The organism is Candidatus Komeilibacteria bacterium CG_4_10_14_0_2_um_filter_37_10, from assembly GCA_002793075.1.
GTDB lineage: Bacteria > Patescibacteriota > Patescibacteriia > UBA1558 > UBA1558 > UM-FILTER-37-10.
On the sequence record PFPO01000027.1, the window covers coordinates 14734 to 28946 of the forward strand.

Sequence of the window (14213 nt, forward strand, 5' to 3'; positions counted from 1 at the left end):
ATAAGTCTATGCTAGTTTGTAAAAATATTAACAAAACATATCAAAGCGGTGACGTGCAAACGGAAGCGTTAAAAAATATTTCTTTCCAGATTAACGACGGTGAATTTGTGGCTATTATTGGCCCGTCAGGTTCTGGCAAATCTACACTGATGCACATTATCGGTGCCCTGGATACACCCACTAGCGGCGACTATTATTTTGGTGAGCAGCGAGTCAATGATTTGTCAGAAGATGAACTGGCTAATATCCGTAATAAAAAAATTGGTTTTGTTTTTCAATCTTTTAATTTATTACCACGGGCTACTGTTATTCGTAATGTAACTTTACCGCTTGTTTATGCTGGTATCGCTAAAGAGCAACGGATAGCCAAGGCCAAGGAATCATTATTAGCCGCTGGTTTTGATCAGCAGCATTGGCACCATTTATCAAATCAACTATCAGGCGGACAAATGCAGCGCGTAGCTATTGCGCGGGCACTGGTTAATGATCCAACGTTAATTTTAGCTGATGAACCAACTGGTAATTTGGATACTAAAACCGGTGAGATAGTTTTAGAAACATTTCGTCGTTTGAATAAAGAACGCGGCTGCACAGTAATTTTGATTACTCACGAGTTTGATGTCGCTAAACAAGCTGATCGTATTATTCATATTCGTGATGGACAAATTTTAGAAGATAAAAAAAATTAAGATGTTATTTACTGATCTTATTGAAGAAACAAGTTTTGCCTTATTGGCCAATAAAGCACGTTCCAGCTTAACAATCTTAGGTATTGTTATTGGTATTGGCTCGGTGATTGCTATGATTTCTATCGGTCAAGGAGCTCAGCAGTCGATCCAAGCCAATATTCAGTCTTTGGGTTCAAATTTAATTATGGTGACGCCTGGTTTTCAAAGAGGCGTCGGTAATACCGTTAGTGCTGGTCGTGGCTCAGCGCAAACATTGGTTCGTGCAGACGCTGATGCTATCACTCAGAATATACTCAATATCAAGGCAATCGCACCAGAGCTAAGTGGTCGGTATCAGATTACAGCCAAAGGCAAAAACACCAATACCTCGGTCATTGGTACCGTGGCAGACTATATGACGGTGCGTAATATAGAAATTGATCTGGGCTCTTTTATTAGCATAGCCCAAGAAAAGAGTAGAGCAAAAGTCGTAGTTTTAGGACCTACGGTTCGTGATGATATTTTTGGTGCTGGTGTAGATCCGCTAAGTCAAAAAATAAAAATAAAGAATATCGAATTTACTGTTATTGGTGTTACCAAATCCAAAGGTGGTTCTGGTTTTAGTAATCAGGATGATATGACTTTTGTGCCACTATCTACCGCCCAACAGTTTTTAGCTGGTAGCGATCGAGTTAGTTCTATTAGTATTCAAGCCACCGGTCAACAAATGATGAGTGATTTACAACAACAAGTTACAATATTATTATTAATGCGACACAAGATAGTTGATCCCCAATTGGCCGATTTTACCGTTATGAATCAGGCGGATATTATTAGCGCTGCTTCTTCTATTACCGATACTTTTACTTTGTTATTAGGCTCAGTAGCAGCTATCTCTCTTTTGGTAGGTGGTATTGGGATTATGAATATGATGTTAACAACCGTTACGGAGAGAACCCGCGAAATTGGTTTACGAAAAGCTCTTGGTGCCAAACGCGCGGAAATTAATACGCAATTCCTAACTGAATCAATTGTACTGACTTTTATTGGTGGTTTACTGGGTGTTATTTTGGGTTGGCTGATTGCGTTGGGGATTACAAAATTTGGGGGTATTGTCACAACTATTTCACCAAAATCAGTGATGTTATCTTTTGGTGTGGCCGCTGTCATTGGTGTAGTTTTTGGCTATTACCCAGCTCAACGAGCCGCCAAATTAAATCCTATTGAAGCCTTGCGTTATGAATAATAATTATTAAGTTAATAAATAAATTTTATGAAAAAAGCAAACACTTTATGGATTGTAACATTAATAGTAGTAGCAGGTGGTTTTTTTGGTTTAGGAACCTGGTATGGTAAGACCAGTGTTACTAATAATTTAACCGGTAAGAACCCGATGAATCAAACGGCTGAGCAATTTCAGCAAAGACGACAACAATTTGATCAACAATTTGGCGGTCGCATGAATGGCGCTAATAATTTTATTAACGGTGAAATTATCAGTCAGGATGATAAAACCATTACGATTAAATTACAAGATAGTGGCTCGGCGATTGTTTTTCTTTCCACGAATACCAAAATTAATAAAATGGCCGACGGATCCCTTACTGATTTAGCAGTAGGAAAAACTGTGATGATTAGTGGTACGAAAAATCAAGACGGTAGTATCATAGCACAATCAATTCAGTTACGACCTGATAGTCCAACAGTTAGATAGTGATATAGAATAGATTTATTCGTTATTATTGTAATAAAAAGCAACTCGGGTTAAGAGTTGCGAAGTTTTGTTTCCTTAGGGCATTATACTCCTAGCAAATGCGTATACCAATTTAAAGGGTACGAATTTATTTAGGTAGTATTTTAACAATTTAAGTTTAAATAAATCACCAAATGCCCAAAGACAGCATCCCATTACACCAACGACCATTGTGCCAATAATAATCACCAGCAACCAGCTCAGAGAACTGACGAAATAGGATTCTCTTAAATGATAGTTTAAACTTGTTGTTAAGTTGATCGTTATTGTAATTAACCAGATCATGGCATAGAAGAGAATAACCGAGAAGAATAGACAGTAAAAGAAAAAATAAATAGCATTTAATTTGTCTCCGGGATAAGAAATAGATTCTTTGTTTTCATTGAACATATTTACTCCAATTTGTTAAAGATCTATTACAATTTAGACTATCGGTAGCATAATGTCAAGTTGCGAGGATGGTTAATTTTTAGCAATTACCAAAGCCCAAATCTCAGCAGCGCCATTCTCTTTGAGTATTTTTGCTTGTTCATTTAAAGTAGCGCCAGTGGTTATCACGTCGTCTATTAAAATTATTATTCTATTTTGTATTGCATTAGCATGGGTAATTTGAAAACTATTAATCATGTTTTGTAGACGTTTTTCGCGATTGAGTTCTGCTTGATGAGTAGTATTCCTTTTCCTCTGGATAATTCTTTCGTTATAATCAAAGCCAAAGTAGCGAGCGAATATTTTGGCTAATTGGGCTGATTGATTAAAGCCGCGCTCCCATTGACGTTGGCGATGGAGGGGCGTGGGAATGATTAATGGTTTATTTTTTGGATCAATAATTATCTCACCTTGGTTAATAAGTTGTTCAAACTTCTTAATCAAAATAGCGGCTAGTGGTTCAGCCAAGGGCAATAAGTATTGGTATTTGTAAGCCTGGATAGTTTTTTGGATAATAGAATTTTCGTAGTCGGTGCAAATAATTATTTTAGATAAAGCAGTTGTTGATTGGCAGGCAGGGCAAATTTCTGTATTTTTCTGTACCCCCTTACATAAGGGGCACTGTTTTTTATCACGTAAAGTGATTTGCTCCTGGCAGTCGGGACACAAGAGAAAAACATCTTGGTGACAACTACAACAAGTTAGTGGCCAAAGGCAATTCAATATTATTTGACCGAGAGATTTAATAGTAAGCATAAAAAAACAGGATGATAAATTATAACCCTGTTTTTTGGTAATAAATTTAGTTAACTAATATCTTATCTTTGTTGACGGAAATTTTTATCATTGAATTTTCTGTCAGTGGATCAGAAAGCAATTTATTTGCTAGCGGTACCTCTAGATAATCTTGAATAGCGCGACGAATACCCCGTGCTCCTTGTTCAGAGCTAAAGCCCTTTTCCACAATAAAATTAAAAGTTTTGGTAGAAATTTGCGCTTGTAATTTTTGTTTCAATAAACGACTGAGCAATTCGCTGATTTGCAGTTTGGCAATTTTCAGCATATCTTTTTTGCTCAACGGTTTAAAGATGATAGTATCATCAATTCTGTTTAAAAATTCCGGTCGAAAGTATTCTTTTAAATCGGCAAGAATTTTAACACTCAGTTCCTGGTATTTGCTTAAAAGCTCTTGTTCTTTTTGTTGTTCAATATCAAATCCTAGTTGCACTTGTTGATTAAATTCACTTAAACCAATATTGGAAGTTAGAATAATAATAGTATTTTTGAAGTTAATTATTTTACCGCCAGCATCAGTCAAGTGACCGTCTTCCAAGATGGGTAGGAGGAGATTAAATACATCAGGATGAGCTTTTTCAATTTCATCAAAGAGAACGACGGAGTATGGTTGGTGTTTAACGCGATCAGTTAGTGTGCCTTTGTCTTTATAACCAACATAACCAGCGGGTGCGCCAATTAATTTACTAATATTAAAACTCTCAGCGAATTCCGACATATCAACGCGAATTAACGCGTCATTACGACCAAAAAATTCACGGGCCAATACTTTAGCCGTTTCCGTTTTACCAATGCCCGAGGGGCCTAAGAAGATAAAAGAACCGATTGGGCGGTTAGGATTACCCAAACCCGTTTGTGATCGTCTAATGCTTTGGGCGAGAGCTTGTAAGGCCTCGTCCTGACCAATAATATATTTAGCCAGCTCATTTTCTAAATTTAGTAATCTATTTTTTTCGTCCAATGCCAAATCTTTGAGCGGGATCCGCGTCATACGACTGATAACCAATTTTATTTCCGTGGCGGTAATTTGACCAAGATTTTTGTGGCTTACTCGCTCGCTATCAATAGTCAGTTTATCTAATTGTTTATTTAAATCATTTTCTTTATCCTTAATAATCAAAGCCTGATTAAAATTCTCTTGCTGGATCGCTGTTTCTTTATCCTTAATTATTTGTTTAATATTATCTTGAAGCTTTTTTATTTTTTTGGCCCGACCATCACGCGTGGCTTCAACCTTCAGTTTGGATGCCGCCTCATCAATCAAATCAATAGCTTTATCCGGTAAATATTTATCTTGTAAGTAGCGAATGCTTAAATCAACTGCCGCCGTGACAGCCTCGGCGGTAATAGTTACACCATGATATTTTTCATAGTTTTCTTTGAGACCGACTAGAATAGCAATGGCTTCTTCCCTGGTGGACTCTTTAATAATAATTGGCTGAAAACGTCTTTCAAAGGCCGGATCGGATTCAATATGTTTTTTGTATTCTTCCATTGTCGTTGCACCAATACAACGCAGATGACCGCGCGCTAATTCCGGCTTGAGAATATTGGCGGCATCTAGTGATCCGCCAGTGGCTCCGGCACCCATGAGATTATGAATCTCATCAATAAAAAGAATAATATTTTTATTCTTTTTTATTTCCTCAACAATATTTTTTACTCTTTTTTCAAATTCTCCACGGTACATAGTGCCGGCAATAGTAGAGCCTAAATCCAAACTGAGTATTTTTTTATTGATTAGAACATCAGGTACTTGGCCCTTGGTGATTCTTTTGGCCAAGCCTTCAATAATAGCTGTTTTACCGACACCAGGATCGCCTAAGACAATAGGATTATTTTTGGTACGACGGGAAAGAATTTGGATCAGCCGATCAATCTCTGCTTCGCGGCCAATGACTGGATCTATTTCTTTTTGAACATCTTCATCAGTCAGATCGGTGGTGAATGAAGATAAATTCATTTCTTGTTTTTCTTGCCCCAGCAGTATTTTTTCCAGTTCATTATCGCCGGTAAAGCCGTCTTGGTTGTTTTTGTTTTGTTGGCTAGTGAGGTCACCGAATTTAGAGGTACTTTTGAGAATCGTTAACACATGTTCTTTGATAGCACTTAAACTAATACCCTTACTACCCAAGAGCTTTAATAAGTTAGCGTCTGGACTGCTGGCTAGACTAGCTAGTAGATGTTCGGTACCGATATAACGATGATTGTTTTCGTAAGCTAGGGTAGCCGACTTCTCAATAATTTTTTGGGTACTAGCGGTAAGAGTTGGTAAACCATCATTAATATTGTGATGATCGCCTAGGACTACTAAAATATCTTTAGCCTCGGTGCTGGTAAATTTATTTTTGGCTAAGATATCAGCAGCAATACTACCCTTTTCTATGCTGAGGGCATAGAGTAAATGCAGGGGTTCAACCGATTGATTTCGTAGATTAATGGCTAGTTCTTGGGCGGTAACTAGTACTTTTTTGAAGTGATTGGAAAAGTGTTCAAAAGTATCGCCAAAGTTGTTGATATTATCGTAAATATTATTCATTATATTAGTAGGTAAATTAATAAGCTGTAAGTTACATAATAGTAAGTTTACAGATTTTGTCAATCATAAAAAAAGCTACCGTTTAACTGGTAGCTTGAATTTGTGAAGTACTATTTACTGAGTCGATACTCTCTTTCATTGACACCGTGTAAGTAAGCGTCAGTTGTCCAGAGTTCAACTTTGACAACATCACCTTTTTTCCAGGTAACACTTTTGTTGTTAATTGCCAGAAAATTTTCGCCGGTTTTTACATCTTGCAGACTGATGTATTGCTGTCCACCTTTTTCTATTATTCGTTCACTGAGAACAAGACAACGTTTATGTGTTGGCGTACCGGCAGCTAAACCAATTAAGACAATTATTAGAAAATAGGTGATCAAGCAGGAAATTGCTATTAGTGTCATTTTTTTGTTATTGACGATATTATCCGTTTTGGGTTTCAAGTTTTGTTTCTCCTAATTGTTTTTGATGACTGATTTGATTGATTTCGTGATTGATGAAAGATAATAATGTTAAATTGCAACACGGGCAGCGTGATTCTGTTGTTGGATTGTTTATTACCACTTGTTTGTAGCTATGAATCCAGTTTCGTCGCAGACTAATAGGGCAAATAAGTGTAGAGTTAATAGAAGTATTAGCTGAATCATTAGTCGCTATTGATGCGGATAAACCCATAAGCACTCCATATTTTATTGATAAAAAACTTATAATAATTTAGATTAGCATAAACACTCTTGTGAGTCAAGATTAATCAAGCTATAATTACTCCATGATGAATAACAAATATTTTTTTATTTTAGGAAATAATCCAGCGCTATCTCTGATAGAGATTTTAGCCGTTGCCCAACAGCAACAGATAATGATTAAATTGATCGATTATTTTGATTATGTACTTTTGGTACAGATGGATCAGGAGTTTGATTTTTCTATTTTGGGTGGATCAATTAAATTTGGTACTTTATTAGATGGTAGCGAGCAATATGATTGGTCAATAGTAGAAAGCATTTTGCAACGACAGATAATAGAAAATCAAAAGTTTAATTTTGGCTTTTCCTATTATTTTGATGAGCAAAAAAAAATTAAGCAATGGCAAAAGGAATGCGAAAAAAATTCTCTACATTGGAAGAAACTATTAGCTCAGCAAGGGCAATCGGCGCGTTTAGTTAGTAGTCGGGAAACAGAACTCTCATCTATTATTGTCAGTAAAGAAAAGTTATTAATTGGCGGTTGTGAATTATTGTTAATTTGCCGAAAAAATAAATTTTATTACGGTATTACCAAGCAAGTACAAGATTGGCGAGATTTTGGCCAGCGTGATTATGGTAAACCGCAAGTTGATGCTACTAGCGGTATGCTACCACCCAAGTTAGCTCGCTTAATGATCAACTTAGCACAACTGCCAAAAGAGCAAGCATTGTTTGATCCTTTTTGTGGTTCGGGGGTTTTGTTGTTGGAAGCCATGACCATGGGTTATCAAAAAATATTAGGTAGTGATATTTCTCAAAAAGCCGTAACTGACAGCAAAAAAAATTATCAGTGGTACCAGCAGCAACATCCAGAGTTACAGTGTCAGGTCCAAATTAATAGTACTGACGCCACGACGTTACCAAAAGAATTAGTTAGTGAGAAGATTGGTGCAGTGGTTACCGAACCGTATTTGGGACCAGCCTGGAAAACCAGACCAACATTTAGTCGCATACAACAAGTGCAAAAAGAACTACAAAATTTATACTGTGCATTTTTTTCATCCCTTAATCAAATTACATTACCGGGTACCAAACTAGTTATGGTGTGGCCAGTATTTCGTTTGGGACAGCAAATATTATTAACCTATCAACCACATTTAATCAATAATCGCCAGTGGCAAGTAGTTGATTATAGTCAGGAGCTAAACAATTTTGGCATTTTTGGCATTAGTAATTTTATTTATAGTCGTCCCGATCAAGTTGTTGGTCGGCAAATTATAACCTTTTGTAAGCAATAGTTTTTTATTGTGAAAATAATTATTTTATGTTATAATTTAGTGGTGATTTTGATAAAACATGGATAATATTACCTCAGAATATTTATTTAAAGACAAGAGTGGTCAGCTATTCATTTGGCAGTCTGGTCAACTTCAAAATTTGACCCAATGGTTGAAAGATAATAGCGTTCAGCTTTTATTTGGCCACGAACAAAGTACTGCTATCCTGGACACTGGTATGGAAGAGCCGCTTTTAGCACCACTGCCACCTATGGTTGCACCGCAGGGAATGATTAAAGAAGCAAAAAAGTTTAGTTTAGAAAAGATTATTGATAAATTAATATTAAAATTTGATTTAGTTTTAATTGAAGAACAGCAATTAAAATTATCCAAGTTGCTATTCGTTTTTTTTCGGGGCGCCAGACAGGCTCACGACGTTCGTCTTAGTTTAACCGAGCTTTTTGCCTGGCCAACAACGAAAATAGACGCTATTATGCAGCTTTTAAAGGAGATTAAAGAGCAGATAGCCAATAGTAATGGCGAGGTGGTGAGTGTTAATTTGCAGGAAAAAAAGTGGCGGCAAGAGGATCAGGTTAAACAGGAGTTAAAAAAAGCGCAGTTAGCAGCCAAGGAGGATTGGCATAAACGTTTATTAAGTGAACAAGAAAAGAAGATAACGATCAATGATATTCCCGCACCAACCATTCAGTCATCATTAGCCCAACGTCGCGTCGGACAAGTACCCGAAGGCAAAAAAATAGTTGAAGAAATTAGAAAATTTAATAGAATGACGGGTCCTTTGGAAGAAATTAGTCAAATGAATGTTAAAATTTTACGCCGTTTAGCTAGTAGTACTGCCGAATCGCTGAGAAAAATTGAAGAAAAGATTGATGTTTTTAGCGCCCCATCATTAGCTCGTCGTATGGAGATAGTGAAGGCCTGGCAGAGTAGTCCTATTTATCAACAATATTTACGGTTAGGCAGATTAAGTTTGGAAGAAGGCGTGCCGATTAATTTAATCGTTGAGCGCGAAAGACAAAAATTACCCAATGATAATTTGAACTTTGATGAATTTAATGCCATTTCCCTACTCAATAAAAAACTAAGATTCTAGTTATGGATAAATTCCGAGTGCCGCAATTTATTGATGTCGAAAGTAGAATTTTAGGTCCCTTGACCACTAGGCAGTTCGTTATTTTCTTAGTCGGAGCATTATTTGGTTTTATTTGTTATAAACTATCGGATTTCACCCTTTTTTTGTTGGAGGGTATTATCATTTTGGTTTTTGTTGTTCTTTTCGCTTTTGTTAAGGTAAATACAGCACCGTTTCATGTTTTTTTACTGAACTATATCAAGACCATGAAGTCACCCAAGGTACGTGTTTGGAAAAAAGAGCCTTATACAACGCCCGCTAAGTATGAGGAAAAGCAAAAAATGAGTATTGGTTCAACTGTACCGGTCAAAAGAGTATCATCTTCACGTTTATCTGAGCTATCTTTGATTATTGATACTGGGGGCGCCTATGAAGGTGAAAATGAATTAGAAAAAAATGAAAAATAATAAAGCAAAAAATCAATATTTAGCAGCGGCACAAAAATATTTATTTGTGTCAACTGTCCGTGACAATACTATTGTTTTAAAAAACGGCGGTTTACGCGCTGTTTTAATGACCTCGTCGATAAATTTTTCTCTAAAGAATGAAGATGAACAGAAGGGTTTATTGCAAGGGTATATATCTTTATTAAATACTATAGATTTTCCCATTCAAATTGTTTTACAATCACGGAAATTAAATATTGATGATTATCTAACTAAAATTGATAAACGTATCAAAGAAGTGCAAAATGAACTATTACGATTGCAACTGGTTGATTATAAAAAATTTATTATTGAATTATTGACCATTGGGGAAATTATGAGTAAGAAATTTTATGTCGTTGTACCCTATGAACCAGGCAGCGCTGGTAAGAAGGGCTTTTTTACGCAGTTATCTGAAGTGTTTACTTCCACTAACGTCATCTCTCTCAATAAACAAAAATTTGATGAATATAGTGGTGAATTAGAACGACGAGTATCGTTGGTGCAGTCAGCGTTAGGTGGTATGGGTTTAAAAGCTGTGCGTTTGGATACTCAGGGACTGATTGAGCTGCTATACAACAGTTATAATCCCCGGACGTCGGATTTAGAAAAAATGACGGATATTAATCAATATAATTTGGAACAATAAAAATAAATGGTAAAAGTTGATTGGCAACAATTAAATAAACCCGCGAACGATAAAGAGACGGAAGTGAAAAAAAAGAAACAGCCAGCTACTGGTGAGAATATTAAAGATAAGGAACTATTAGAAGCGGAGCGTGTATTTCGTGCTGGTGTTACCAGCGTTCGTGAATTGATCGCTCCTTCCAGTATGGAAGTTAAAAATGATTATATTAGATTGGATCAAAAATATGTCCGGACAATTTTTGTTACCCTCTATCCGCGTTTTGTTTCCCTGGGTTGGTTTGCACCGATTATTAATTTGAATGCGGAATTGGACGTCGCTATGTATTTTTATCCCATTAAATCATCAGTCGTTTTACGACAATTAAAAAATAGGGTCGGTTCGTTAGAGGCCGAAATATATTCAGAAAGGGAAAAAGGTGCACCACGTGATCCTATTAAGGAAACGGCGTTGCTGGATATTGAAAGTTTACGTGATAATTTGACACAAGGCGTTGAAAAATTTTTTCAGTTCGCTCTGTATATAACATTTTATGCTGATTCCGAAGACAAACTTAATAAATTAGGAGATGAGATTGAAGGCGTTGTTGGTTCGAAACTGATTGTTTCCAAAAAGGCATTATATCAAGCTGAACAAGGATTTAATTCTACTTTACCGATTGGTAATGACGAATTGATTATTTCTTGTAATATGAATTCATCACCAGCGGCCTCATCCTTTCCTTTTATTTCCTCCGACCTGACGTCCAACAACGGTATTCTTTATGGTATTAATCGTCATAACAATAGCTTGATTATTTTTGATCGTTTTTCCTTACAGAATGCCAATGCCTGCGTCTTTGCGACATCCGGCGCTGGTAAAAGTTATTGTGTTAAGCTGGAGGTATTGCGGAGCTTAATGATGGGCGCTGAAGTTATCATTATTGATCCAGAAAGTGAATATAAATATTTAGCCGATGCCGTCGGGGGAACGTATATTAATATTTCTTTGAATTCGGAAAGCAAAATCAATCCTTTTGATTTACCCCGCGGTATCGCTGGCAATACCAAACCGGGCGATATTATCCGCAGTGCTGTTATTGCTATCAAAGGACTACTCAAGATTTTATTGGGCGACTTTACTCATCAGGAGGACTCTTTAATTGATCGCGCTATTTTGGAAACTTATGCCAAAAAAGATATTGGTCCGGAAAGTGATCTTAGTAAGATTGAGCCGCCAATATTGAGTGATTTGGAACAGATCTTGTCAGGCATGGAGGGTGGAGAAGACTTGGCTTTGCGATTAAAAAAATATACGGTGGGTACCTTTTCTGGTTTGTTAAACAATCTGACTAACGTTGACATGAACAATCAGTTGGTGGTTTTCTCCGTGCGTGATTTGGAAGATGAGTTACGGCCAGCGGGCGTTTATACAATTGTGAGTTATATCTGGAATGTTGTTCGGTCAAAATTAAAAAAGAGAATTTTAGTAATTGACGAGGCTTGGTGGTTAATGCAACACGAAGATTCGGCGAAATTTATTTTTGCGTTGGTTAAAAGATGTCGTAAATACTATTTAGGAGTTACTACCATCACTCAGGATGTTAATGACTTTTTAAATAGCAAGTATGGGAGGGCAATTGTTACCAACTCCGCTTTGCAAATATTATTGAAACAATCACCAGCCGCTATTGATAATGTCCAAAAGACTTTCATGTTAACCGAAGGAGAGAAATATTTACTATTGGAAGGTGGCACTGGTACGGGAATATTTTTTGCCGGTAGCAATCACGCCGCTATTCAGATCATTGCTTCTTACGCCGAAGATCAGGTGATAACCTCAGACCCGCGGCAGCTATTAGAAATCGAGGAAGCGAAGAAGGAGTTTGCTGCTCAACAAGGTAAAAAAGAAGAAAAAAATAAATAATAAATAATATTATGATCAAAAATATGGATTTATCGCGTCGGCAAATAATTATTATAGGTATTGCTGCGGTTATTCTAGTTTTGGTAGTTGCTTTGATATTACTTTGGCAGCCAACCAGTGACGAGCAAAGTAAATTAAGCGAAGATTTAAAGACGGAGCCACAAGTATTTGACAGCGCCAGTGTCAAAACAGATGAAACTAGCAAGGATTTGTTAGCCCTACGTTTAGCAGCGAGAAATTTTACGGAACGGTATTTGAGTTTTTCCAATCAGAATTGGGGGGAGAATATTGAAGCAGTCAGAATTAATATGACCAAACAGATGCAAGAAGCAGCTGATAGTGAATTGCAGAAAGTCCGAGAGTTTTATAATGCGGATAATTTTTATGGTGTCAGCACTAAGGTGCTAGCTGAGAGAGTAACTCTCAACGATAAACAGGGTGGGGAACTAGAGCTGGAGGTGCAAAAGGTGGAGAAAGTTGGCAGTAAGCAAAATATTATTTATAAAAAATATAAAATAGGTCTTTTGAAAAATAATGAAACGTGGTTAGTTAATACTTTTCGGGAAATGTAGATGAGTGCTGACCAACAACCAGTAAACGATCCACAAGTTGCTGCTTACGAAGCTTGGAAAAAAGGCGAGGATATGAATCCCGCGCAACGAGTACTAGTACAAAAAGAGACACAACTACGCGGTGAATCAATGCGGCGGGAATGGGATGCGCAGGGTAAAATTATGAACGCTGGACAAGAAAGTCGGGGTCAGAATGGTGACAAAAATAAATGGGCGGGACAGCTTGGCAATGAACAACAAAAGGAACGTGCTTTGGCCAAACAAGTTTTAATGAAAGATCCGAAATTGGCTATGGCGATGAATGTGATGGGTGATCAGATGACGGATGAGGTACTTGGTAAATTAATGGGAAAAAATCCTTTGGATCGAACAGTTTCAAATTTAGCCATCCAGGGCCTGGTGCCGTTATTAGATATTGGTCAAGCAGCTGCTGCTTGGGGTATTTCTTTTGCAGTTATGATTGGTGGTAAGATATTGAAAACTGCTAGCTTGAGTTGGTATGTGCATTTACTGGCCTGGGCCGTAATGTTATTACAAGTAGTTTATATTGGTATTATAGTTTTTTTTATTGTAGCGATTATCTATATTGTAGAAAATCCCTTAGAGGCGTATAAGATATTTTATGGCGAGATTATCAAATTTATTTTAAATGAATTCGGTATACCAATCCCAGCGTTTTTGTTGTAATTTATTAATCATATGGAATTAAATCCGCGAACAAAAAAAATAATAATTATCTTGATCTTTATTATCCTGGTGATTATTTTGGCTTATTTAATGTATTTACTTTTTTTTCAAGTAACACCAGAAGCTGTCGTTATTAATGAGCAAGTTCAGATTAATGGTCTACCAACTATTGGTAATGACGAAAATGGTCAGTTGATCGGAAATGAGAACACGACTAATTCTGAAAGTCTGACGAATCAGGAAAAAACTGATAAGCAAAAACAGCCAGAAGCGATAGTAGAAACAATTGACGCCACCAGCGGTCAAAAGGTCTTTGGTTTAACTCGGAATAATACTGGCCAGTTACAATATTATGACCAAAATAATGGTCAATTTTATAAGTATTTTAGCGGTCAAAAAGTATTGATGAGCGATAAAATATTTCACAATGTTGAACAGATCGCTTGGTCGCACAATGGCCAGCGGGCAGTACTGGAATATCCCGATGGCGCCAACATTGTTTATGATTTTATCCGGCAGAAACAAATTACCCTGCCACCCGAGATGACAGGTTTTAGTTTTGATAGTACGGGTGAAAAAATTGCCGCTAAAGTAATCACTGACTTCCCAGATAATAATTGGATTGTGACCGCTAATTATGACGGCTCGGGTATATTTTTTGTGGAACATTTAGGCGAT

15 protein-coding genes are annotated in these 14213 nt (G+C 36.9%); 11 read left to right on the top strand and 4 right to left on the bottom strand.

Annotation, left to right across the window (positions count from 1 at the left end; translation table 11 throughout):
• Nucleotides 1-8: 8 nt before the first annotated feature.
• From COX77_01540 to COX77_01550, 3 genes are read left to right on the top strand one after another with little or no spacing between them, the layout of a single operon-like run.
• On the top strand, nt 9-689 hold the full coding sequence (locus COX77_01540; GenBank protein PIZ99450.1) for a macrolide ABC transporter ATP-binding protein: 681 nt from the start codon (nt 9-11) through the stop codon (nt 687-689).
• 1 nt (nt 690) lies between these two features.
• Nucleotides 691-1914, top strand: coding sequence for a multidrug ABC transporter substrate-binding protein (locus tag COX77_01545; GenBank protein PIZ99451.1), 1224 nt, complete (start codon nt 691-693; stop codon nt 1912-1914).
• Between the two features lie 27 nt (nt 1915-1941).
• The gene (locus COX77_01550) at nt 1942-2382 is read left to right on the top strand and encodes a hypothetical protein (GenBank protein ID PIZ99452.1); all 441 of its coding nucleotides are present in this window, start codon (nt 1942-1944) and stop codon (nt 2380-2382) included.
• Nucleotides 2383-2457: 75 nt separating this feature from the next.
• On the opposite strand, the gene COX77_01555 is transcribed toward COX77_01550, so the two are convergent.
• The 4 genes from COX77_01555 to COX77_01570 form a co-directional block, all read right to left on the bottom strand.
• Entirely contained in the window at nt 2458-2811 is a 354-nt protein-coding gene (locus COX77_01555) for a hypothetical protein (protein PIZ99453.1), read from the bottom strand.
• A gap of 72 nt (nt 2812-2883) precedes the next feature.
• Entirely contained in the window at nt 2884-3606 is a 723-nt protein-coding gene (locus COX77_01560; protein ID PIZ99454.1) for a hypothetical protein, read from the bottom strand.
• Between the two features lie 46 nt (nt 3607-3652).
• On the bottom strand, nt 3653-6184 hold the full coding sequence (locus COX77_01565; protein PIZ99455.1) for an ATP-dependent Clp protease ATP-binding subunit ClpC: 2532 nt from the start codon (nt 6182-6184) through the stop codon (nt 3653-3655).
• Nucleotides 6185-6294: 110 nt separating this feature from the next.
• A complete protein-coding gene (locus COX77_01570) occupies nt 6295-6627 on the bottom strand; it encodes a hypothetical protein (GenBank protein ID PIZ99456.1) in 333 nt (110 codons plus the stop codon).
• A 326-nt stretch (nt 6628-6953) separates the two neighbouring features.
• Here COX77_01570 and COX77_01575 point away from each other — a divergent pair, with 326 nt between their 5' ends.
• From COX77_01575 to COX77_01610, 8 genes are all read left to right on the top strand, one after another.
• On the top strand, nt 6954-8168 hold the full coding sequence (locus tag COX77_01575) for a hypothetical protein (GenBank protein PIZ99457.1): 1215 nt from the start codon (nt 6954-6956) through the stop codon (nt 8166-8168).
• A gap of 58 nt (nt 8169-8226) precedes the next feature.
• A complete protein-coding gene (locus tag COX77_01580; GenBank protein ID PIZ99458.1) occupies nt 8227-9261 on the top strand; it encodes a hypothetical protein in 1035 nt (344 codons plus the stop codon).
• Nucleotides 9262-9263: 2 nt separating this feature from the next.
• Nucleotides 9264-9707 (top strand): hypothetical protein, encoded by a 444-nt coding sequence (locus COX77_01585; GenBank protein ID PIZ99459.1) that lies wholly within the window; start codon nt 9264-9266, stop codon nt 9705-9707.
• Nucleotides 9697-10374 (top strand): hypothetical protein, encoded by a 678-nt coding sequence (locus tag COX77_01590; protein PIZ99460.1) that lies wholly within the window; start codon nt 9697-9699, stop codon nt 10372-10374. Before COX77_01585 ends, COX77_01590 begins: the two co-directional genes overlap by 11 nt.
• A 6-nt stretch (nt 10375-10380) precedes the next feature.
• Complete coding sequence (locus tag COX77_01595) at nt 10381-12276, top strand: conjugal transfer protein TraC (GenBank protein ID PIZ99461.1); 1896 nt, start codon at nt 10381-10383, stop codon at nt 12274-12276.
• A gap of 11 nt (nt 12277-12287) precedes the next feature.
• Entirely contained in the window at nt 12288-12848 is a 561-nt protein-coding gene (locus COX77_01600) for a hypothetical protein (protein ID PIZ99462.1), read from the top strand.
• The gene (locus COX77_01605) at nt 12849-13535 is read left to right on the top strand and encodes a hypothetical protein (protein PIZ99463.1); all 687 of its coding nucleotides are present in this window, start codon (nt 12849-12851) and stop codon (nt 13533-13535) included.
• A gap of 12 nt (nt 13536-13547) precedes the next feature.
• Nucleotides 13548-14213, top strand: a 666-nt coding sequence (locus tag COX77_01610; GenBank protein ID PIZ99464.1) for a hypothetical protein, incomplete at its 3' end; no start/stop codon positions are given.